The organism is Mycobacterium sp. ENV421 (assembly GCF_002887815.1).
In the GTDB taxonomy this organism is placed as follows: Bacteria; Actinomycetota; Actinomycetes; order Mycobacteriales; family Mycobacteriaceae; genus Mycobacterium.
The window spans coordinates 1-19,952 of record NZ_PDHO01000046.1 but is presented as its reverse complement, the minus strand read 5'-3'; the positions used below and the strand labels follow the sequence as shown (position 1 = coordinate 19,952).

Here is a 19,952-nt window from a genome sequence, read left to right as displayed (position 1 = left end):
CACCAGGCACGACCCGCCGCCGGTCGGCATAACCCCAACATCGGCATAACCCTTCCAGCCGGCCAGGGCGCGGGTCTTGGCCTCCAGCTCTCGGTTGACGCTTCATCGGGATGTCTGTCGCGCCATTCGCGGACTACGTCGGGAAGGAACGGGATCCTCGCGCCGAGGATGTAGGTCAGGCCGGCGGCCGCCAGGGCGACCTGGTTGGCCTCGGAGATCATGCCCGCGTCGGCGACCACGGTCACGTCGGTGAGTTGATGGGCGGTCTTGAAGGCGTTGATCACTGGCAGCATCGTGGCGGTCTCGGCCCGGTTGCCCTCGAACGCCGCCACCGACAGTGGCAGGCCGGCCGCGTCGGTGAGCAACCCGAGAGTTATTTGTGGGTCCAGCCGGCGTTCCTTGCTGAACCCTGGTTCGCGGAATCCGTCACCGGCATCGGTCTCGAAGTGCAAGGTGCTGACGTCGTAAAGCACCAGGCTGGCCGGCCCGAGTTTCGCACGCGCCGCGCACGCAGTTGAAAGTGCCTGTCGGAAAGCGGGTTTAGCGAACACCGGCAAGCGCCGGTTGAGCGTGGGATACGACACCGGCGCCACGCCGGTCTCGTCGATGACCCGCAGTGAATCGGCCTTGCTGGTCGGCTCGATGATCCGCGCCAACACCAGCTGACGAAACGCCTCATCGCCACCGGCGGCCTTGTCGAACCCCAACTGGGCGTAAGCAGCACACAACGCGTCCCACAGCAGCGCGGACTTCGAGGACGTGATCGGCAACGGCTCGGCCGCAGAGCGTTCCTCCAGACCCAGATCCAGTTGCGCCTGGCCGGCGGCCAGGCGCTGCGCGGCGGCGGCCTTCAGTGCCGCGACCCCGGCGTCGTCGTGCGCCGACCCGAGGTGCTCGATCTTGCGGGAGCCCTGCCGGGTGGACCACACGATCTGCACCGCGGTCGCCCCCGATGACGTCTTCACGGTGCGCACATAGGCCACCCAGGCACCCTACGGGCCACCGGCTAGTGCACAAATCCGCACCAAGACGACAACGAATACGCAGGTCAACGATCTACAGAATCGCCAGACCGCCACCGGTGACAAAAGTCAGGTCTCATCCTGAAGCACGAAAGACCGCCCCCCAAGCGCTGAAATCGGCGAGTCTCAGGTACAGCTTGGGCCGCAGGTTACCAGGCGGGGACCATCGCGCTAACGGTGTTTCCGGCGGTTTCATCAGTAGGTTTCAGCTGCCGGGAATCGGTCGGCGAAGGTGACCACGAACGCATTCAAGGCAGGTTTCCACCGCATCGTCCATCACTCGGGAAGGGGCGTACCTTCCCGGGTGACCGAATGAAGGTTCCAAGCTAGACCGGCGCGCCAACGCTGGTCGGGAAGGTACGTCCCGTGCTCACTGTAGTTTCTGATTCCTCCGACCGTGACACGACCGCTGATGCGACGACGTCGGTGTCGTCGTCGTTGATCGATGAGATCGTGCGCGAGGGCGCCCGTCGGATGCTGGCCGAGGCGTTGCGGGCCGAGGTCGACGATTACATCGCCCGTTTCGCCGAGGTGCGTGACGAGAACGGGCATCGGCTGGTGGTGCGCAACGGCTCGCACGCCCCGCGGGAGGTGTTGACCAGCGCCGGGTCGGTGCCGGTGGTCGCGCCGCGCGTGAACGACAAGCGCGTCGACCCGGAAACCTTTGAGCAGCAGCGATTTTCCTCGGCGGTCCTGCCGGCGTGGGCGCGCAAGACACCGCGCATCGAGGAGGTGTTGCCGCTGCTGTACCTGCACGGGCTGTCCAGCGGCGACTTCGTGCCGGCGCTGGGGCAGTTCCTCGGCAGCAGCAAGGGCCTGTCCGCCTCGACGGTCACCCGGCTCACCGAGACCTGGAAGGCCGAGACCCGCGCGTTCGGCGAGCGCGACCTCTCGGGCGTGGACTTCGTGTACCTGTGGGCCGACGGGATCCATGTCAACGTGCGCCTCGAGGAGGCCAAGCTGTGCCTGTTGGTGCTGATCGGGCTGCGCGCGGACGGCCGCAAGGAACTGGTGGCGCCGGCTGACGGCTACCGTGAGGCGACCGAGTCGTGGGCGGATCTGTTGCGCGACTGCCGCCGCCGCGGCATGCGGACGCCGGTGCTGGCGATCGGCGACGGCGCACTGGGGTTCTGAGGCGCGCTGCGCGAGGTGTTCCCGGAGACTCGTGAACAGCGGTGCTGGTTCCATAAGAGCTCGTGTTCTTGCCGCGCTGCCGAAGTCGGTGCACCCGGGGGCGAAGAAGGCGCTCGCGGAGATCTGGAACGCCGAAGACAAGCGCCACGCGCTGGATGCCCTAAAGGCGTTCGAGGTCCGCCTACGGCGCGAAATTCCCGAAGGCGGTCGCCAAGATCACCGACGACCTCGACCAGCTGCTGGCCTTTTACCACCACCCGGCCGACCACTGGATCCACTTGAGAACTACAAATCCCATCGAGCGGCTCAACAAGGAGATCCGCCGGCGCACTGACGTCGTCGGCATCTTCCCCGACCGCAACGCCCTGATCCGACGGGTTGGCGCCGTGCTGGCCGAACAATACGACGAATGGGCCGAATCCCGGCGCTACCTCGGCCTCGACGTCCTCAGCAAATCACGCGCCACCAACGACACCCCGACAGAACAAGAGACCACCCCCGCAGCACTACCGCTTGAACCATCACATCGAAGAATCACACGACGACATCATACACCACGTACCTGGACTTGACCAGCCACCCAGGCGCGCCATGCATACGCGCCGAATCCGTTGGTGCACCCCTCGGTCGACATCGAGGCAGAAACTTGCAGCCTCAATCAACGCCAAGACCCGTCGAAAGAACTCGATTTCGGAGAGCCCGAATTCGACGAAAATATCCGCAGCCGAACCGCCGCCGTACTGGCTCCAGCGGATGACGAATTCGACCATTTGTTGCTCAAAGCGATCTGCGCTGATAGATGAAACAACTTGCCGCACAAGGGCGGGGCTTCTGGCCGCCGGCGGTCGCGATCGGCTTTCGGGGGCATCCAGTATGCGGCTCCGCCGGTCCATCACCAGGCGGGATTGAGCCGAATGCAAGCGCAACCGCTCGCGGTGGCCCGGTGATGTCATCTCGGCGGAAAGCACACCGTCCCCAGTGATAACGACCTCACCGTCGCCATTTCCTCTAAATTCAAGGCGTGCGCCCGCGTTTGATTGGGGTTCGATCACGGCCAACCTCACCTGGTCACCTGACGCACAGATCCGAGCGGATCAGAAACCGTACGCCTTCCGGCGCCTCCAACGAGAAACCAGCCCCCCGGCCTTCGGTGACGTCGATGGTAAGGCGAGTGTGCTTCCACAGCGCGTATTGATCGGCGCTCATCCAGAACGGTGTCTCATCAAGGAGGTGGCCGAGTAGGACATCGGAGTTGCCGGTGCGGAATTCCCCCTGGGGGTAGCACATGGGTGCGCTGCCGTCACAACAGCCACCGGACTGGTGAAACATCACCGGCCCGTGGATGGTGATGAGTCGTTGTAGCACCTCGGCGGCTCGGGGGGTGATATCCACCTGGTCCACCGGGGTGGGCATCAGAAGAACCCGAGTTTGGTCGGCGAGTAGGACACCAACAAGTTCTTGGTCTGCTGATAATGATCGAGCATCATCTTGTGGCACTCGCGCCCGATACCAGACTTCTTGTAGCCGCCGAACGCGGCGTGCGCGGGATAGTCGTGATAGCAGTTGGTCCACACCCGCCCGGCCTTGATACCACGGCCCAACCGGTAGGCGGTGTTGGCGTCACGCGTCCACACCCCAGCCCCCAACCCGTAGAGGGTGTCGTTAGCCAGCTTGAGCGCTTCATCGGTGGAATCAAACGTGGTCACCGACACCACCGGACCGAAAATCTCCTCCTGGAAGACCCGCATATCGTTGGTGCCCCTGAAGATGGTGGGCTCCACGTAGTAACCACCCGGGTACTCGGCCACCTTGCGTGCCCCGCCCCCGGTGAGCACCTCGGCACCCTCTTTGCGGCCGATGTCGATGTAGGACATGATCTTCTCGAACTGGTCATTGCTGGCCTGCGCGCCGATCATGGTGGCCGGATCCAGCGGATCCCCACTAACAATGGCCTCGGTGCGCGCCACGCAACGGCTGATGAACTCATCGAAGATCGACGAATGGATCAACGCCCGCGACGGGCACGTGCACACCTCACCCTGATTGAGGGCGAACATCACAAAACCCTCAACGGCCTTGTCCAAAAACTCGTCGTCGGCCGCGGCCACATCGGCCAAGAAAATATTCGGGCTCTTACCACCCAGCTCCAACGTCACCGGGATGATGTTCTCGCTGGCGTATTGCATGATCAACCGACCCGTAGTGGTCTCCCCGGTAAAAGCCACCTTGGCCACCCGCGGGCTAGACGCCAACGGTTTGCCCGCCTCTACCCCGAAACCGTTGACCACATTGAGCACCCCGGCCGGCAGCACATCGGCGATCACCTCGATCACCTTCAAAATCGACACCGGAGTCTGCTCGGCGGGCTTTAACACCACACAGTTACCCGCCGCCAACGCCGGCGCCACCTTCCACGCCGCCATCAAAATCGGAAAATTCCACGGGATGATCTGAGCCACCACTCCCAACGGCTCATGGAAGTGATAGGCGACCGTGTCCTCGCTGACCTGCGCGATCGAACCCTCCTGCGCCCGCAACACCCCCGCGAAATACCGGAAATGATCCACCGCCAACGGCAAATCGGCGGCCAGCGTCTCCCGCACCGCCTTCCCGTTATCCCAGGTCTCGGCGACCGCCAACGATTCCAGATGCTCCTCGATGCGATCGGCGATCCGCAGCAACACACGCGAACGCTCCGCCGGCGACGTCGCCGCCCACCGCTCCGCCGCCGCGTGCGCGGCATCCAACGCCAACTCCACATCCGCCGCAGAGGACCGCGCCACCTGCGTGAACACCTCACCGGTCACCGGCGAGGTATTACCGAAATACCCCCCCTGCACCGGCGCAACCCACTCACCACCAATGAAATTGTCATACCGATCAGCAAAATCAACAATGCTGCCCTCAACACCCGGCCGCACAAACGCCATGACACTCCTCCATTCCCTAAAAGACCAGCCAACCGCTGATGCCCCTAGCGCCAGCGTGGATAGTCCAGTCTTGCACTGTCAGGTTGGTGAACGGTTGGTGTCTACCTCTTGTGAGATGCGCTCTTCCGCAGCTCGCGGGGGCGGGAGTCGGCATGTCGGCCCGCACTGGCGGGCCAGGTTCCTCCATGCCTGACCGCCGGAGCTGCTTTCTGGTCAGGTGGCCGATATAGACGCCGAAGAGCGCCACAGCAATACCGACGACGGTGAGAAGCGGGGCGAACACGACCAGCGGCGGCCAGTTCGTGTCGACGATGACGTAATTGCGCTGTTGGCGTTCCAGCGCGGGGATGACGTCGTCTCGGAAGTAATCCCTGACAAGAGGAACCGTCCGGGCCGGCGTTCCGTCAAACCGGGTGAGGTTCTCGGTGCCGGGCACGTCCTTCCAGCCGGTGGTGACGAGCCTCAGATTGGTGATCAACCGATAGGTCTGCGGGAAATCCGACCGCAAAGTGTTGTACATCTGTTCGCTCGACACGTTCGACTCGCCGGCCAGGAAATCCACCAGCCGAGCCGCATCGGCGGTGGCGGCTGAAAACGGGACACCGTCGAGCAGATTGGCAGTGTGGGGGAAAAACGAGTGGACCAATTCGCGGACGCGCTGGACCGGAACGCCCACTTTTTGGGCCACCTGGTCAAGCAACTTCGGATATTCCTCGGCCGCACCGCCATCTGGGGGAACGGCAGGACCCAGAGCGTTGACGAATACATCGATGAACTCGATCCCAGCGCGGTCGCCGACGACACGTTCCTTGGCGAACATCGGCCGGGTGTCCTCGAGTAATGTTTGCCCACCGATGAGGCGGGGGAAGAGGTTCAATGCGAGCACCAGTCCGACGATGGCGATACCGACGACCGAGACAACAACCCATGCGAATCTGGTCGGGTTCCGAGGCACCCGTCGCCAGGTTACGACGAACATCGCGGTGCCAAACATGACGACGATGATGCCGAGTATCAGCAGCAGCGGGGCGAGGAAGCCGACACCGCCGCGAACGCCCAGCGGACGAAAGTTGCTCTGTTGGCGCTCGACGGGAGCCACCAACTCCTCGCTGAGGTACGTTCGCATCTGTGGCATGGACCGCACCGGGGTGGCGTCGAATCGGGTGAGGTGCTCAGTGCCAGGTATCGCCTCCCAGCCGTCGGTGAGCTTCGGCAGGTTTTGGATCACCTGGTAGATCGCGGGGTAATCTCTGGCCAGCATCTCATCTACCTGGGCGGGTGTCAGGAACAGGGCGGTACCCAGGTAGTGCACGAGCTTGGGTAGTTCGGCGCTCACTTCGGGCAGGGGCAATGCCGCGAGAAATCCGTTGATCGCCGGGAAATCGTTGCGCATCAACGCTTGTGCTTCCTGACGAGATCGTCCAGTTCGTTGCGCAACCATGTTGATGAGTTCGGGATATTCGGCCGCCGCGCCGTGGGGATGCATCATCGCGTCGGCGGCATTCGTTGCAGCCGAGACCATCTCGATGCCCCCGCGGTCGCCCTTGACCCGGTCGACGGTGAACGCCGGGGTCAGGTCGTCGACCATCGCTTGCGCGCCGGTGAGTCGGGGGAACAACTGCCACGACACGACCAGGATGATGACGATCACGCCGACCAGTGTGACCACGGCCCAACAGGCCGGAACGGATTTGCCGCGCATATGCGTCTCCTTAGTAGCCGCTGGATTTCTAGATTTGCGGTGTCATGTCCATGAAGCTGATGGTCGACATGTTGGTCACCAGCCACTGGGATCCGTTGCGTTTCATCGACACTCGGTAGGCCACGTACTTCAGTGAGGGGATGTTCTTGGTCATCGGGCTGGTCGCCGTTGTGTTGGTGAAGACCAACGCAACCGCGTCTGGTCCTTCCAGCGACTCAACCCCCACCCCCACTACGTAGGTGCTGTCGGTGACTTGGGCTTGTTTGTTGGGCGTAGCCACTGCTTCGACGAATTTGCGGTATTGAGCATAGAAGTCGCCGCTGAGGTACTGCCGGGCACGCTCGGCCAGTTTGTCGATGGTCTCGGGGGTGTACGTCCACAATGCGGTGACCGCGGCGGCCGCGGTCCGCGCAACATCCATTCGGGTGGCTGCGAGTGCACGATCGGCCACGAGGGGATGTAGCACTGCACCGGTGAACGCCGCGGCAGCGACGAAAAGCGCAGCAGCCCCGCCAACTAGGGCGACCAGCCAGCCGCCGGACCGCTGCGCGGTGTCCGGCGACTCGATGTCCTCAGATGTTTGGGCGCGTGCGCCGCGATCCTCGGCGACATCCGCTTCGGGCTCGCTGGGCTGGGCGCTCGAGGGGTCGTCTGCGGGCGGTGTCGCGGTCAGATCATCGGGATCAGGCTGCTGATCTTCCACTGGTCTCCTTCCGGTTTGGCCGTGACGACCCAGCGGTTCGCTCGCTCCATCACGAGCTTGCCGTCTGGCGATCTTGAGCTGAATTTCGTCACGACCAGTACGTCGAAGCTGCCGTCATCGTTCCGTCGCGAAATGCCCGCGTCGAGGATGGTTCCCGTCGTCGGCTCGGACTGGGCGACGCCGACCAGGATTGCGTTCTCGTTCTGACGATATTGCTCGGCGAATTCGCCGGTCGCTTGGGCCAGTATGCGATCTGCGTATTCGTTTGCGTGAAAGGGATCCGGTGAGGTGAAGTCCGTCATGAACGCGCGCACGTAGCCCAGCGCGGCCGCATCTGTGATGTTCGCCCGCGCTCGCTTTTCGTGCGCGATGAGCACCCAACTGCACAACGCTATCGCCGTGACCGCGACCGCCGCGGCGCAAATCGCGGACACCGGCAAGCTCCAACGGCGCCGTCGCGAAGGGGGTGGTGCGCCGAACCCGAGCTCCTCCGCGCCGTCCAGTCGGCGCCGCGGACTCATTGCCGCGCCTCTGCCGGTTGCGGTTTGGTGATGACCGCGACGTCGTCGACGCGCCATCCTAGCGATCCCGCCTTCACAAATGTCGCCCGCACCGATGCGGTGATGTAGCGCTGATCGGGCGGCGCACCCCGCTGACCCTGCAAGAACACGAGCATCGTTGCCCGGTCGTCGGTCGCGCTCAGCACCGCACTGTCCGTCGTCCAATACTCGTTGCGCACGGCGCCAGATTTCTGGATTGCCTGCTGTTGGGTGGTCAGGTGCGCGCGGTAGTTGTCGGTCACCAGGGATTGGGCGTGGTCGAAGTCGCCTTTTAAGGTTTCGGGGTGGTAGCTCAAGATCTGCTCGACCATGTGCGGCCCCTGTTCTGCGATCTGGCGTTCGGTGCCTAGAATTGCCCGGTCGTGTTGGCGCACAACAAAATAACTGAACCCAGCACTGGCCCCGCACAGCACCGCGACAGCGGCTAACACACTGCCGGCGAGACGTCGAAGCTTGGGCTCTGGCCAGCGCGAGGCGAGCGGGCGCGACTCGGTTTGCAGCAGGATGTCGGCGAATGTTCGTCGCCGTCGGTCGTATAGGGGCCAGAGCCAGCCGACAAATAGTGGGACCGTGTCGATTAGGTGCGCCAAATCTCGAAGCAGCAGCCGCCACGGTCCCACCGGCGACCCGCTCGGGCGCACAACCGCGATGCCGAAAACCGCCCGCCCGACGCTGTGGCCCACGGCCGCCGGCAATATCAAGCGGTTGACCGACGTCCACAGCACCGCGGTGGCCGCTATCGACAAACACGCCCACCACCACGGACTGCGCTGCGGGACCGACAACGCGACAAGCGCTGTTGCAGCGAATACCGCCGCGCCGGGTAGCACGTCCAGGGCGAGCGCCGCCGCACGTGCCCGATAGGATGCGACCACCGCCGGGTCCGCGGGCGTGCCGGCGTCCTTTGTGATGGGCTGCGATTCGGTGTCGGCCACGGTCACTTGGCCACCTGATCCAGTTCGGCGACCTTGAACTGCCCACCTTCGGACACCATCTTCACCCTCACCCGGTAGCTGTTCTCCCGGTCAGCCATCCCGGGCTGGGACACCTTGGAGCGGAAAGCCAACAGGGCAACGACTGAGCCGTCATCGTTGTTGCGTTCGATGGCCGCGTGCATTTCCGCCAATTGGACATGAACGTCGGCAGCTTGGTAGGCCTGTTCCAGCACGGCTGCGTACCACGCGGCCTGCGCGCCGAAGTTTCCGGTCGAGCACTCGATGAGCTCGCGCTGGGCAGCGGGCAGCGCCGACTTGTCCGGCGGTTGAGTCGCCGCAACACAGTCTTTTGCCACCGAAATCGCCGCCGCGTTGGCGCGTTCAAGGACTTCGCTCGCCCGGTGCGCGTGGACGGCCTTGTAGCCCGCAAATCCCGTGCCGAGCGCCAACAGAATCAACGCAGCGGCGGAGGCGATCAGCCATCGGCGGTGCTGATGCCAAGAACGTCGCCAAGTGTCCGGTTCAGCCGCGACGTCGATGGCCAGCCGTGCCACATCGGCGACATCGCCAGTGGCAGCAGCAGCAGCGGGCTCACTCAGCCCGCTGGTGCCAGCATTCGCTTCCATCCGTCGTCTCCTGAATTGATCGAGTTGTCGACCGTGTATCTCACGCCGTCGGGTCCGGTGATCTGAGCAGGCGAGGCTTGATAAGCCGCGGTCGGTGGCAGCGCCGGGCTGTACACGCATGGGTTGGGTTGCTGCCCATTACAGTCGACCGTCCCAGTGCCTGCCGGTGACAGCGGGTCGCTTACCGGAGGCGGCGTCCCCGGTAACTGATCGGCGGGCGCCGGGTTCAACCCCGTATCCACCGTCGGCGCCGGAATCACTCGGCCTGGTTTGACCGGCTGATCGCAGCGTGCTGCCGGTGCCGGGCAGTTCACGATCTGGTCCGGGTCGCCGTACCACGGATTGGTGCCCTGTGCGACGTAGGGCTCTCCGCTGCGGCACTCCTGCGGTGTGGCTGCGGTTCTGCCGGGGACGTCGACACAGGGGATGTTGCGGGCGCCGCGGACCGCATTGGCGGTGGTTTCCTGGGCAATCTTGCAATAGGTCCCCGCTGGCAGCGGGGCGATGCTGGTGTCGGCCGGAGACCGCCACTGCGACGCCGGAACAAATCCGGTCAAGCACGGCGGTGGTTGATTGATCGCCAACCCCAGGTCGATGCGGGCTTCCCCCGGGAATGCCAGGGTCGTCGTCTGGGCGACCGACCCGACCTGGGGCAGCAACACCAGCACCTGCTCGACGCCTTGGCGATAACGCAGCAGCAGGCCGGTTACGACTTGGAGGTTGGCAAGAGTCTGTGGGAGCGAATCGCGCAGGCCGCCAACCACTCCATTGGCCTCATCGAGCGTCGGTGCGGCATTAGCCAATACGCCCTTTAGCTGCGAATTCTTTTGTGCGGTCTGGGTCGCGACGACGCTGAGATTGTGAATCCATTCCCTGATTTCGTCGCCGGAAGCGGCCTGACTGTTGAGTAGCGGTGTGGACTTTCCGATGATGTCGTTGATGTCACCGGTATTGGCCGCCAACTCGCCCGACAGTGACTGCGTCGAGTCGACCAGTCGGTGGAGTGCTGGACCCAGGCCACCCACCGCCTGCGATGTTTCATCAAGCAGCGCGGCGATCTTATCCTTCGGCAGAGCGGCCAGGCCGCGCTCCACAGCATCGAGAGCTTCCCCGATGTCCTTGGGCACCGCACCCTTGGTGATGGTCTGCCCCGGCTGGAAGTCCGCATTGCCTGGGTTTCTGTTGGAGACCAGGTCGATGTACTGCTCCCCCACGGCGGACACCGAGTGAACGTTTGCGGTCGCGTCGATCGGAATTTTGTAGCGATCGTCGATGCTCATGGTGACGTGAACACCGGCCTTCGTCGGTTCCACGGAGGTGACCTTGCCGATCGTGGCACCCCGATAGGTGACGTTCGCTGTGCGGTACAGGCCGCCCGATGTTGGCAGCTCAGCGTTCAAGGTGTATTGCCCGACGCCGCTGTAGGACGGCAGCCGTAGATAGTAAACGCCCAGCACGAGCAGCGTGATCAAGGCTACGACACTGAACACGATCAGCTGTGTTCGAACAAGTCGCCTGTTCATCAGTTACCGGCCCCGCTCCACCAGCGGACCGCCTGGGGCGTCGTTCGGGTTGGGTGTGAACCGCACATCGGGGATCATCGTGGCCGGATCGCGACCCCAGGACTGCTCAAGCGCGCGGGCCATTCCCGAGACCCCCGTTCCGGTGAGTAAGCCGTTGTCGATGGCACTGAGTGTCAGATCGACGTTAAGCGAGGTGTTGATGAAGTCGCCGCGGAATGTTTTCGGCACCGCGTCGACGTCGAACGGCGCCGTCAGCGCCAGTTTCAGCGCGGGCACGACAAATGGTGCGGCCCGAACGAGTTGCGCGAGCGGGCGCTGCAGCGACACCAAGTTGCGGTTGAGGTTCGTCGCTGACTGGTCGACGGTCTGCTGGGTGACGTCGCTGAACCGACCGAGCGACTCGACGGCGTCGATCACGCGGCCGCGCGAATCCGCCAGGTATTTGACCAGTGGAGGCAACTGCACCAGGGCCTCTTTTAAGCTGTTGTTGTGCTGAGCGGCGATGGCCAGCAGCCGGTCCGCTGAGTCAATAACGTGGGTGATGTCGCCGATCTGGAGTTCGAGCTTGGCGGTGAAGGTGTCCAACTTGTCGAGGAGGGCGCGAATCTGTTCGGCGCGTCCGTTCACGATGTCGTAGACCTCGTTGGTAATCACCTCCAGATTCGCGACACCTCCCCCGTGGATGAGGGTGGCGATGCTGGCCAGTGTCTGCTCGGTCGTCGGATACGCCGAAGAATTCGCCAACTCGATCGTGTCGCCGTTCTGCAGTCGTTGCGGCGATGGATCTTGCGGCGGCGCGGACAGCTCTAGATGTTGGGTGCCCAGCAGGCTCGTTTGGCCGATCTTTGCCTTCGCGTTGCGGGGCAGCTCCACACCCTTTTGCAGATCGAGGGTGAGGGTCGCGGTCCAGTTGTTGAGGGTGATCTCGCGCACCTGGCCGACGTAGACGTCCGCCACGAGCACCTTGCTGTTGGGTGTGAGCCCTAGCGTGTCTGGAATCTGCACGTAGACTGTGTAGGAGCCAGACGAGCTGCCGGGACCGCCGGGTATCGGCACATTGGAGATGCCACGCCACTGTCCGCACGAGGCGATAGATAAGGTGACCATAAGCACCGCAAGTCCTTGCCAGCTGCGGCGTGCGAGGCGCGGGCCGACGGCGCCACAACGCTGCGGGGCCAGCGCACTGCGCGTCCTGGCCGCGATCACTGGCCCGATCCCGTCGGTAGTTCTGCGGGCAGAGGCGGTCCCGGCGGCGGGGCCGGCGCCGGTGGCGCGGGCGTCGGGGCGACCGGCCCCGGAATGACGTCAGGTCCAGCCCGCGGCGGCGCCGCTGGTTGCGGATACCACGGCGGCGGCAGAGGATTGTTCTCGTCGTAGGCGTTGGGTGGGCCCGGCAGGTTGGGGCCCGCCTGGGGGGGCGGTGCAGCATCGGGGCCACCCATCAGCTCGGCCAACGACTGCGGCATGAGCAAATCAGCGGTACGTGGCCGGACTTGCACCCCTTGCATTCCCGGCGCTGTTATCCAGCCGGGCTCGTAATTGCCGTGCGACAAGAGTGTGTCGCGAGAGAAGATCCCCGGAACAGTGGTGTCTTTGTAGCCTGGGGGTGGCTGCAATCGCGGCTCGGAGTAGGCGACCTCCTTGGGGAGGGTCTCCGCGGTGCTGAACGGCATGAGACCGAACGGCAAGTAGTTGAACTTGATGGCGTCGAGGACCGGCGTCAGATATTGCGCGCACAGCTCCGCGGAGTCCTGATAGCCCAGCCGGCTTCCTGCCTGGATCATGCTGCATACCAGCTGTAACGGGTTCGCGAAGTTGGTGACCGCCGGAATGATGGTCAAAGATCCGTGACTGGGGTGGTACGCATTGTTGACGTTGGCCGCGAAGGTCGGAAATACGTGCAGAAAGGTCTCCAGGGCCTGGGCCTGGTCGGGTTGCGCCAGGGGCGTCGTTGCGGTGGACAGATTGTTCACATCGGTGGTCAGCACGTGGCCGTTCTCGTTGAGGAACCGGCGGAGCTGGGGAAGAAGGCTGTTGAGTTCCTCGACCGCATCGGCGACCTCGTGGTCGTTGGGTGTCAGACTCGACGTCAGTTGCGCCAGATTGTCGTTGAGCGAAATCAACTGCTGCTCATTGATTTGAAGCGCGTTGAGGAACGTGGCCAGTCCGCGCAGGACCGCGAACGTTTCGCCGCGGCTCTCGTTGAGCGCGGTCAACGCCGTCGAAAGGGTGTTGAGGGACTTGTTGATCGCCTCGCCCTTGCCAGACAAGCCGTCGGCGAGGGACTCGATGGCGTCGCCGAACGGCCCCTTGGGCTGCTCAGGCGTCGGGCCCAGCGCCGCTACGGTCTTGCCGATGCTGTCGCGCAGCTCATCCCATTCGACCGGCACCCGGGTGCGCTCGACGGGCAGCACCGTATTGTTCGTCAACACCGGACCGCCATCGTAGGCTGGCTCCAATTGGATGTTGCGCGACGCGACGAGGGTGGGGTTGAGGATCACCGCCTTGGCATCGGCAGGCACCTTGTACTTACTGTCGTAGTGGAACGTCACCTTCATCTTGTCGCCTGCCGGTTCGATCTTGTCGACCGAGCCGACCGTCACGCCCATGATCGCGACATCGTCTCCCGGGTACAGCGAGTTCGCCTGCTCGAAATAAGCGACGATTGTGTTAGTCGTCAACTTGCTGTAGAGCCGCCACCCCGCGTATCCAGCGCACAGCGTCACAACCACTACCAGCGAGGCGATGGCCAGCGACTTCTTCGAGAACCGCAGGCGTTCAATGTTGAATACCGTGCTCACTGCCCACTCCCTCCCCCGTCGTTAGGTGCAGTCGACGGCGCCGTGGGCAGCGGCACCGTCCGGGCCCCCGGCGGTGCTTGCGGCAACGGCACGGGTGTGCCGGGGGCGTCCGGTGGCGGTGCGCCGGGCACACCCGCCGCCGGGACACCCGGTGTCGGTGGCAGACCGTTGGGATTCGGCGCGGAAGTTTGAATGTCAACAGGTGACGGAAACTCGGGACCGCCGAAGGGGCCGACGTTCAAGTTCACACAGGGCAGTGGATCACCGGGGCGCGGCAGTCCGTCGGCGGGCGGCGTGTAGGAGCACGGCGAACCTTTCGGCACAGCCGGGCCTGGATGCTCCGGGGTGCCCTCCAGCACTGGCGGCGCTGGCGGTGGCGCGCCGTTGGGAAATCGGGTGCCGTTGGGATCAGGCCACTGGAACGCCGGCAGTCCCGCCCCGCGCCAGAAGTTCTCGGGGTCGATGCCCCGCTCCTTGAACGCCGCGTCGACGAAGGGCTGTAGCAGCTGGTAGGGCACGAGATTGAAAATTGCGGCCTTGATATACGGTCCCGAAGAAACGATCTCGGACAGCGACGCAACGAACTTGCCGAGTTCGGTGACGGTGGTGACCAGGTCGTCTTTCCGCTTGACCAACACGTTGCTGATCGTGTTCACCTGGTTGAGCACCCGGTTCAGGTTGGGGTTGTCGTTGATCAACCCCTGAACCTGGGCCGCGACGGCCTTGACGTTGCTGAGCAACGTGTCGATCGCCCGGCCGCGCTCGTTGACGGCGGCCAGCAGTGACTGGGCATTCACCAGCAGGCGGTTGATTTGGTCGCCGTGGATTCCGAGGACGCCGGCGACCTTGCTGGTCTCGCCGAGGAGACGCTGAACCTGCTCATCACGCTTGCCGACGGTGTCGGCGAACCGTTCCACCCCGTTGAGCGTGGCGCTCAGATGCGGATAAGTCTGGTCGATCGTGTCCGACAACACGTGCAGCGACTGTTTCACCGTGTCCAAGTCCCAGCCGGCCGCAGCCTTCGAGGCGTCGAAGAACGCGTCGGAGATCTGGTAAGGGGTGGTGGTCTGGCCCACCGGCAAAGTCCCACCAGGCCGGAGGGGCTGATCGCCGCGCGGTTCGATCTCGAGCACCTTTCTGCCCAAGATGGTGTCGGTGCGGATAGCCAACCGGCTGAGGGTTCCGATGGTTTGACCGCCCAGGGTGAACCGGACGACCACGCGCGGGGTGGAAATCTTCACCTCCTGCACGGTGCCGACATCCATGCCAAGGATCCGCACCTTGTCTCCGGCGTGCAGCGCACCGGAATCGGTGAACTCGCCGTAAAACCGGGGCTGGGCGAAGAGCATCGGCACGCTGGTGAAACTCTGCCCGACTGCGGTGACCAGGACCGCCAGGACGACGGCCATGATTCCGATCCTGACCCGGTTTCGGGGTTCGAGTGCCCTCATTGAGGTGTGCACCTTCCCGTTGGTTGCTGAGTCAGTCGAACCGTGCGGACGGGGCCCCCGGGCTGGAGTCCGTTGAGGGTGAGCGTGATGTCGCACAAGTAGAGGTTGATGAAGTCGCCGTAGGTACCTGCGCTGCGGCCCAGGAGCGTAAGAGCAGTTGGCAATCGATGAAGCAGATCGTCGAGCTGGTTGGACTGTTCGACGAGCGGCTGCAGGACGCCTTCTGCCGAGGTGATGGTTTTCTGCAGAAGTGGACGGTTGTCACTGAGCAAATCAGCGAGAGCACCGCTGGCGTCGCTCAAGCTGGCGACGCTGTCGGCCAGTGGATTGCGCTGGTCGGAGAGTCCGCTGATGAGTGTTTCGAGGTTGTCGATCGTTGCGTCGACATCACCTGCTTTGGCGATGATGCTGTCCAGGACGGTGCCCAGGTTCTTCACCACCTGGCCGATCACTTCGTCGCGGTCGGCCAGTGCCGAGGTCAGCCGCGCGGTCTGATCCAGGATGTCGTTGATGGTGCCGCCCTGCCCCTGGAACACCGTGATGATCGCCGTGGCGATGGTGTTGACCTTGGCCGGATCCAGCGCCCGGAACACGGGGCGGAAGCCCCCGATGAGCGCGTCCAGGTCTAGAGCTGGCTGGGTGTGTTCCAGTGGGATCAGGCCGCCGGGCGGCAGGACACGATCGCCGCTGTCGCCGCGTTTCAGTTCCAAGTAGCGCTCACCGATCAGATTGGCATAGCGGATATGCGCGGTGGTGGACTGATAGAGCGGCAGTGAGCGATCGACGTCGAAGTCGACCCGAACTCGTTTGCCGTCGTCCACGAGCTGCAGCCGCTTGACTTTGCCCACCTCTACCCCGGAGGCGCGCACGAATTGACCTTCCTGCAACCCGCTGACGGCGGCAAACTCGGCCGAATAGCCGACAGTCCGGTCGAAGCGGATCTGGCCGAAGACGATGACGATCATCGCGGTAAAGACCAGCAGCACCAACATGAGGGCGCCGAGCTTGATGGCGGTTCCGGTGATTTTCATGGGTTGATCGTGTACTCCCCAACTTGGCGGCCCCACACGTATTCGTTCGCCCACGGCGAACCGATCTCGAAATGGTTGTAGGGGGCGACGCTGGCACCGGTGTCCAGCACCAGTCCCGGTGCGGGCCAAAGGTCTCGGGTGATCTTTTGCCAGCAGCCGGGCGCACCGCCGGGACCACCGTGCGCGTTGACCCGAGGCAGGTTGTCGGGGAAGACATACGGGTTGGCGCCGCCGACGACCTGGGTGTGAGCGCGCAGGGAATAACCATTGCCGAGGCCTTCCGCTTTGGCGACGGCGTCTCGTACTTCCGCGGCATTACGGATCGTGCAGAACAGCTCCGGACTATAGGTGTCAAGCAGCTGCGAGGTCGGCACTAGCTGCAGCAATGTCTGCGCCAGATTCGGCCGGCTGCGATCCAGCACGTCAGCTGCGGTGTTGCTGAAACCAATGGCCGCCAACAGGGTCCCGTCGAGGTCTTTCTGCTGTTCGTTGAGTGTCTGGGCGGTGACTGTCAGCTTGTCGATGGCGTTCCAAAGATCCGGTGACGCGTCGGCCACGACATCGGCCACAGCGGCCAGTTGCCTGATGTCGTGGTGCACGCTATCCATCTGGGGGTTGAGGTTGTCCAGGATCTTGTTGCCGTTGATCAAGGAATTACCGAACTTGTCGCCCAACCCCGACAAAGCGTCGGCAGCTCCGCTCAGCGTCATGTTGAGCTTGACGGGGTCCACGGTTTGTGCGATCGAGGTCAGCGTCTGGAAAACGGTGTTGATCTCGGTGGACACCGACGTCGCGTCGATCACGTCGGAACCGGTGATCGGTTTGCCCGGATTCTTCGGCGAGGAAAGCGCAACGTATTTGCCGCCGAAAAGCGTGGTCGCCCTGATCGCAGCATCCACATTGACCGGAATGAGGCCCACATACCGCGGGGACACATCGAGGATGAACTTCGCCGCCGGCCTGCCGTCTCGTTGAACCTCGCTGATGCTGGCCACCTTGCCGATTTCCACCCCGTTGAGGGTCACCTTCGACCCCGCTCCGATGAGCAAGCCCGCGCGGTCGGCCAGCATCGTCAGCGGTTGCTTCTCGGTGAAACCGCCGCGAAATTGCACGAAGATCACAACACCGATCACCGTCAATATCACCAGCGCCGCCGCCGCGACAGTCTTAAAGGGCGGAGTGCGCGAAGCGTTTTCCGTCATCGACATCGTCTCGCTTGCCCTATACCGTCAGGTTGAAATTCGGGTCAACGCCGTAAAGCGCCAACGATGCGGCCATCGCCACGACGACGACCGCCACCAGTGAAAATCGCATGGATCGACCGACGGCCTCGCCGACCCCGACCGGGCCGCCGGCCGCTGTGTAGCCGTAGTAGCAGTGAGTGACCATGACCACCACCGCCATGACCGCAGCCACCACAAACGACCAGAACACATCGTCGGGCCGCAGGAATGTCCGGAAGTAATGGTTGTAGGTCCCGCTTGATTGCCCGTACAACACCGTGGTGACGATCTGCGGAGACAGGAACGCCATCACCATCGCCAGCCCGTATAGCGGCAAAATCACCACTGCGGCCGCCACGATCCGCGTCGACGCCAGGAACGCGATCGATTTGACGCCAATCACCTCCAACGCATCGATCTCCTCACCGACGCGCATGGCGCCCAGTTCGGCAGTCGCGCCGGCGCCGACGGTGGCCGCCAACGCGATGCCGGTGACCACTGGCGCGGCGATGCGTACGTTAACCAGGGCGGCGAAGAAGCCCGTGAACACTTCGACTCCGATGTTGCCGAGCGAAGAGAACCCCTGGATCGCGACGAGCGAACTGCCGGACAGGGTCACGAAGCCGACGATCGCAATCGTGCCGCCGACGACGGCCAGCGCGCCGGTCCCCATGCCGATCTGCGCGATGAGCCGCACGGTCTCCGCCCGGTACCGGCGCAGAGCGAACCCGATTTGGCCCACGCTGGCCACGGTGAACCAGACCATCTTCCCGAAAGCGTCCAGCGCCCGGGCCGGGGCCCCTGCGTAGTGGTCGAATGTCGACACCGCTCGAGGGAAGCGGGCACGCACGACGGCAGCGTTGGCCATGTCAATGCCCCGTCCCGAAACGCACGCCGATGGTTGTCAAGATCACGTTCACCGCGTAGAGCGCGATCACGCACAGCACGACCGTCTCATTCACTGCGGTGCCGACGCCCTTAGCCCCACCGGACACCGTCAGACCTCGGTAACAACCCACCAACCCGGCGATCAGTCCGAAGGTGAGCGCTTTGACGGTCGCGATGAGCACTTCGGGCAGACCGGTGACCAGGGTGAGAGTGGACAGGTACGCACCACCAGACACGCCCTGGAGATAGACGCTAAAGAAGAACCCACCCACCAAACCGACAGTGATGACAAGGCTGTTGAGCAGCGTGGCCACCACCGTGGCGGCGAGCACTCGGGGAACCACCAGCCGGCTGATGGGGTCGATGCCCATCACCTCCATGGCATCGATCTCTTCGCGGATGGTGCGCGCGCCCAAGTCGGCGCATATCGCTGTCGACCCCGCCCCCGCGACCACCAGCACCGTTGTCAGGGGACCGAGCTGGGTGACGGCGCCAAGCGCGGCGCCAGCTCCCGAAATGTCGGCCGCGCCGAACTCCGCCAGCAGGACGTTAAGCGTGAAGGTCAACAACACGGTTAGCGGTATCGCTGCGAAAATGGTCGGCAGGAGCGTGACACGCATCAGGAACCAGGTCTGCAGGATCAACTCGCGCCATTCGAGGGGGCTGCGGAACAGCGCCTGCCCGGCCAGCGAGCTCATTCGCGCAAATCCGCCGACGTGCGCCAACGGCCCCTTCAGCCGGCTGGCTAGGTCGGTAGACGCCGTCACCGCGGCCGCCCGACAGAGATCTCGCCGCCTGACAGGCGCGCTGCTTGGCCGAGTAGGACGTCGGAGTTGCCGGTGTGGAATTCGCCTTGGGGATAGCACATGGGGGCGCTGCCGTCGCAGCAGCCGCCGGACTGGTGAAACATCACCGGCCCGTGAGCGGCGATGAGTCGTCGCAGCACGTCGGCAGCTGGCGCGGCGATGTCTACCAGGTCCACCGGGGTGGACATCAGAAGAACCCGAGCTTGGTCGGCGAGTAGGACACCAGCAGATTCTTGGTCTGCCGGTAATGGTCAAGCATCATCTTGTGGTTCTCCCGCCCGATGCCGGACTTTTTGTACCCGCCGAACGCCGCGTGTGCGGGATAGTCGTGGTAGCAGTTGGTCCACACCCGCCCGGCCTTGATCCCCCGCCGATCAGCAAAATCAACAACGCTGACCTCAACACCCGGCTGCACAAACACCATGACACTCCCCTCGTCTGGTATCCAGTGGTCAACTCAGCGCCGGTCCAATCGACGCCGAACGACCACCCTCGCACCGCCAGGTTGGCGAACGGTTGGTTCGAAAGGACTCTCAATGAAGATGTCAAGCCGCCGACTGGGGGTCGTGTCCGGGATCCGGTGTAAATGGGGAGCACGGGCGTAGGTTCCGCTTCAC

Annotated in this window: 17 protein-coding genes and 3 pseudogenes; 1 reads left to right on the top strand and 19 read right to left on the bottom strand. The window is 63.8% G+C overall.

Translation table 11 applies throughout. From position 1 onward, the window contains the following. On the bottom strand, positions 1–983 hold a 983-nt coding region (locus CRM90_RS27445; RefSeq protein WP_502693331.1), incomplete at its 3' end, for an IS1634 family transposase. Positions 984–1,388: 405 nt separating this feature from the next. Here CRM90_RS27445 and CRM90_RS27440 point away from each other — a divergent pair. Further along, positions 1,389–2,728 (top strand): annotated as a pseudogene (locus tag CRM90_RS27440) (IS256 family transposase). Here the strand turns inward: CRM90_RS27440 and CRM90_RS30365 are convergent. The 18 genes and pseudogenes from CRM90_RS30365 to CRM90_RS27350 form a co-directional block, all read right to left on the bottom strand. Further along, the gene (locus tag CRM90_RS30365; RefSeq protein ID WP_142391469.1) at positions 2,678–3,208 is read right to left on the bottom strand and encodes a hypothetical protein; all 531 of its coding nucleotides are present in this window, start codon (positions 3,206–3,208) and stop codon (positions 2,678–2,680) included. The pseudogene CRM90_RS27440 and the gene CRM90_RS30365 overlap by 51 nt on opposite strands. Before the next feature lie 16 nt (positions 3,209–3,224). Further along, complete coding sequence (locus CRM90_RS27430; RefSeq protein ID WP_102810040.1) at positions 3,225–3,569, bottom strand: DUF779 domain-containing protein; 345 nt, start codon at positions 3,567–3,569, stop codon at positions 3,225–3,227. After that, a complete protein-coding gene (gene adh / locus CRM90_RS27425; RefSeq protein WP_102810039.1) occupies positions 3,569–5,086 on the bottom strand; it encodes an aldehyde dehydrogenase in 1,518 nt (505 codons plus the stop codon). Before adh ends, CRM90_RS27430 begins: the two co-directional genes overlap by 1 nt. 16 nt (positions 5,087–5,102) lie before the next feature. Beyond that, positions 5,103–6,788 (bottom strand): hypothetical protein, encoded by a 1,686-nt coding sequence (locus CRM90_RS27420; protein WP_233209545.1) that lies wholly within the window; start codon positions 6,786–6,788, stop codon positions 5,103–5,105. 28 nt (positions 6,789–6,816) lie between these two features. After that, on the bottom strand, positions 6,817–7,491 hold the full coding sequence (locus CRM90_RS27415; RefSeq protein ID WP_102810038.1) for a mammalian cell entry protein: 675 nt from the start codon (positions 7,489–7,491) through the stop codon (positions 6,817–6,819). Next, positions 7,458–8,012: an Rv1363c family protein gene (locus CRM90_RS27410; protein ID WP_102810037.1), complete on the bottom strand. Its 555-nt coding sequence runs from the start codon at positions 8,010–8,012 to the stop codon at positions 7,458–7,460. Before CRM90_RS27410 ends, CRM90_RS27415 begins: the two co-directional genes overlap by 34 nt. Further along, positions 8,009–8,992: an RDD family protein gene (locus tag CRM90_RS27405; protein ID WP_233209544.1), complete on the bottom strand. Its 984-nt coding sequence runs from the start codon at positions 8,990–8,992 to the stop codon at positions 8,009–8,011. Before CRM90_RS27405 ends, CRM90_RS27410 begins: the two co-directional genes overlap by 4 nt. Beyond that, the gene (locus tag CRM90_RS27400) at positions 8,989–9,612 is read right to left on the bottom strand and encodes an Rv1363c family protein (RefSeq protein ID WP_102810036.1); all 624 of its coding nucleotides are present in this window, start codon (positions 9,610–9,612) and stop codon (positions 8,989–8,991) included. The genes CRM90_RS27405 and CRM90_RS27400 overlap by 4 nt, the downstream gene beginning before the upstream one ends. After that, on the bottom strand, positions 9,582–11,135 hold the full coding sequence (locus CRM90_RS27395; RefSeq protein WP_102810035.1) for an MCE family protein: 1,554 nt from the start codon (positions 11,133–11,135) through the stop codon (positions 9,582–9,584). The genes CRM90_RS27400 and CRM90_RS27395 overlap by 31 nt, the downstream gene beginning before the upstream one ends. Positions 11,136–11,138: 3 nt before the next feature. Beyond that, positions 11,139–12,242 carry an MCE family protein gene (locus tag CRM90_RS27390; RefSeq protein ID WP_102810034.1) on the bottom strand — a complete coding sequence of 368 codons (1,104 nt, stop codon included), beginning with the start codon at positions 12,240–12,242 and terminating at the stop codon, positions 11,139–11,141. 95 nt (positions 12,243–12,337) lie between these two features. Then, complete coding sequence (locus CRM90_RS27385) at positions 12,338–13,936, bottom strand: virulence factor Mce family protein (protein WP_102810033.1); 1,599 nt, start codon at positions 13,934–13,936, stop codon at positions 12,338–12,340. Further along, positions 13,933–15,387, bottom strand: coding sequence for an MCE family protein (locus CRM90_RS27380; protein ID WP_102810032.1), 1,455 nt, complete (start codon positions 15,385–15,387; stop codon positions 13,933–13,935). Before CRM90_RS27380 ends, CRM90_RS27385 begins: the two co-directional genes overlap by 4 nt. Further along, entirely contained in the window at positions 15,384–16,418 is a 1,035-nt protein-coding gene (locus CRM90_RS27375) for a virulence factor Mce family protein (RefSeq protein ID WP_102810031.1), read from the bottom strand. Before CRM90_RS27375 ends, CRM90_RS27380 begins: the two co-directional genes overlap by 4 nt. After that, positions 16,415–17,620, bottom strand: coding sequence for an MCE family protein (locus tag CRM90_RS27370; protein ID WP_102810042.1), 1,206 nt, complete (start codon positions 17,618–17,620; stop codon positions 16,415–16,417). Before CRM90_RS27370 ends, CRM90_RS27375 begins: the two co-directional genes overlap by 4 nt. Positions 17,621–17,639: 19 nt before the next feature. Beyond that, a complete protein-coding gene (locus CRM90_RS27365) occupies positions 17,640–18,509 on the bottom strand; it encodes an MlaE family ABC transporter permease (protein ID WP_102810030.1) in 870 nt (289 codons plus the stop codon). Between the two features lies 1 nt (position 18,510). Next, positions 18,511–19,296 (bottom strand): MlaE family ABC transporter permease, encoded by a 786-nt coding sequence (locus tag CRM90_RS27360; protein WP_233209543.1) that lies wholly within the window; start codon positions 19,294–19,296, stop codon positions 18,511–18,513. A gap of 35 nt (positions 19,297–19,331) precedes the next feature. Beyond that, a pseudogene (locus CRM90_RS27355) lies at positions 19,332–19,523 on the bottom strand (DUF779 domain-containing protein); the annotation flags it as partial. Continuing rightward, positions 19,523–19,705, bottom strand: a pseudogene (locus CRM90_RS27350) (aldehyde dehydrogenase family protein); the annotation flags it as partial. The pseudogenes CRM90_RS27355 and CRM90_RS27350, both read right to left, overlap by 1 nt. Between the last annotated feature and the right edge of the window lie 247 nt (positions 19,706–19,952).

What these genes read in the sequence shown, in the direction of transcription:
- CRM90_RS27420 (WP_233209545.1), bottom strand. Translation starts at nt 6,788, where the DNA reads ATGCGCGGCAAATCCGTTCCGGCCTGTTGGGCCGTGGTCACACTGGTC.
- CRM90_RS27395 (WP_102810035.1), bottom strand. Translation starts at nt 11,135, where the DNA reads ATGAACAGGCGACTTGTTCGAACACAGCTGATCGTGTTCAGTGTCGTA.
- CRM90_RS27430 (WP_102810040.1), bottom strand. Translation starts at nt 3,569, where the DNA reads ATGCCCACCCCGGTGGACCAGGTGGATATCACCCCCCGAGCCGCCGAG.
- CRM90_RS27410 (WP_102810037.1), bottom strand. Translation starts at nt 8,012, where the DNA reads ATGAGTCCGCGGCGCCGACTGGACGGCGCGGAGGAGCTCGGGTTCGGC.
- CRM90_RS27365 (WP_102810030.1), bottom strand. Translation starts at nt 18,509, where the DNA reads ATGGCCAACGCTGCCGTCGTGCGTGCCCGCTTCCCTCGAGCGGTGTCG.
- CRM90_RS27370 (WP_102810042.1), bottom strand. Translation starts at nt 17,620, where the DNA reads ATGACGGAAAACGCTTCGCGCACTCCGCCCTTTAAGACTGTCGCGGCG.
- CRM90_RS27390 (WP_102810034.1), bottom strand. Translation starts at nt 12,242, where the DNA reads ATGGTCACCTTATCTATCGCCTCGTGCGGACAGTGGCGTGGCATCTCC.
- adh (WP_102810039.1), bottom strand. Translation starts at nt 5,086, where the DNA reads ATGGCGTTTGTGCGGCCGGGTGTTGAGGGCAGCATTGTTGATTTTGCT.
- CRM90_RS27400 (WP_102810036.1), bottom strand. Translation starts at nt 9,612, where the DNA reads ATGGAAGCGAATGCTGGCACCAGCGGGCTGAGTGAGCCCGCTGCTGCT.
- CRM90_RS27375 (WP_102810031.1), bottom strand. Translation starts at nt 16,418, where the DNA reads ATGAAAATCACCGGAACCGCCATCAAGCTCGGCGCCCTCATGTTGGTG.
- CRM90_RS27380 (WP_102810032.1), bottom strand. Translation starts at nt 15,387, where the DNA reads ATGAGGGCACTCGAACCCCGAAACCGGGTCAGGATCGGAATCATGGCC.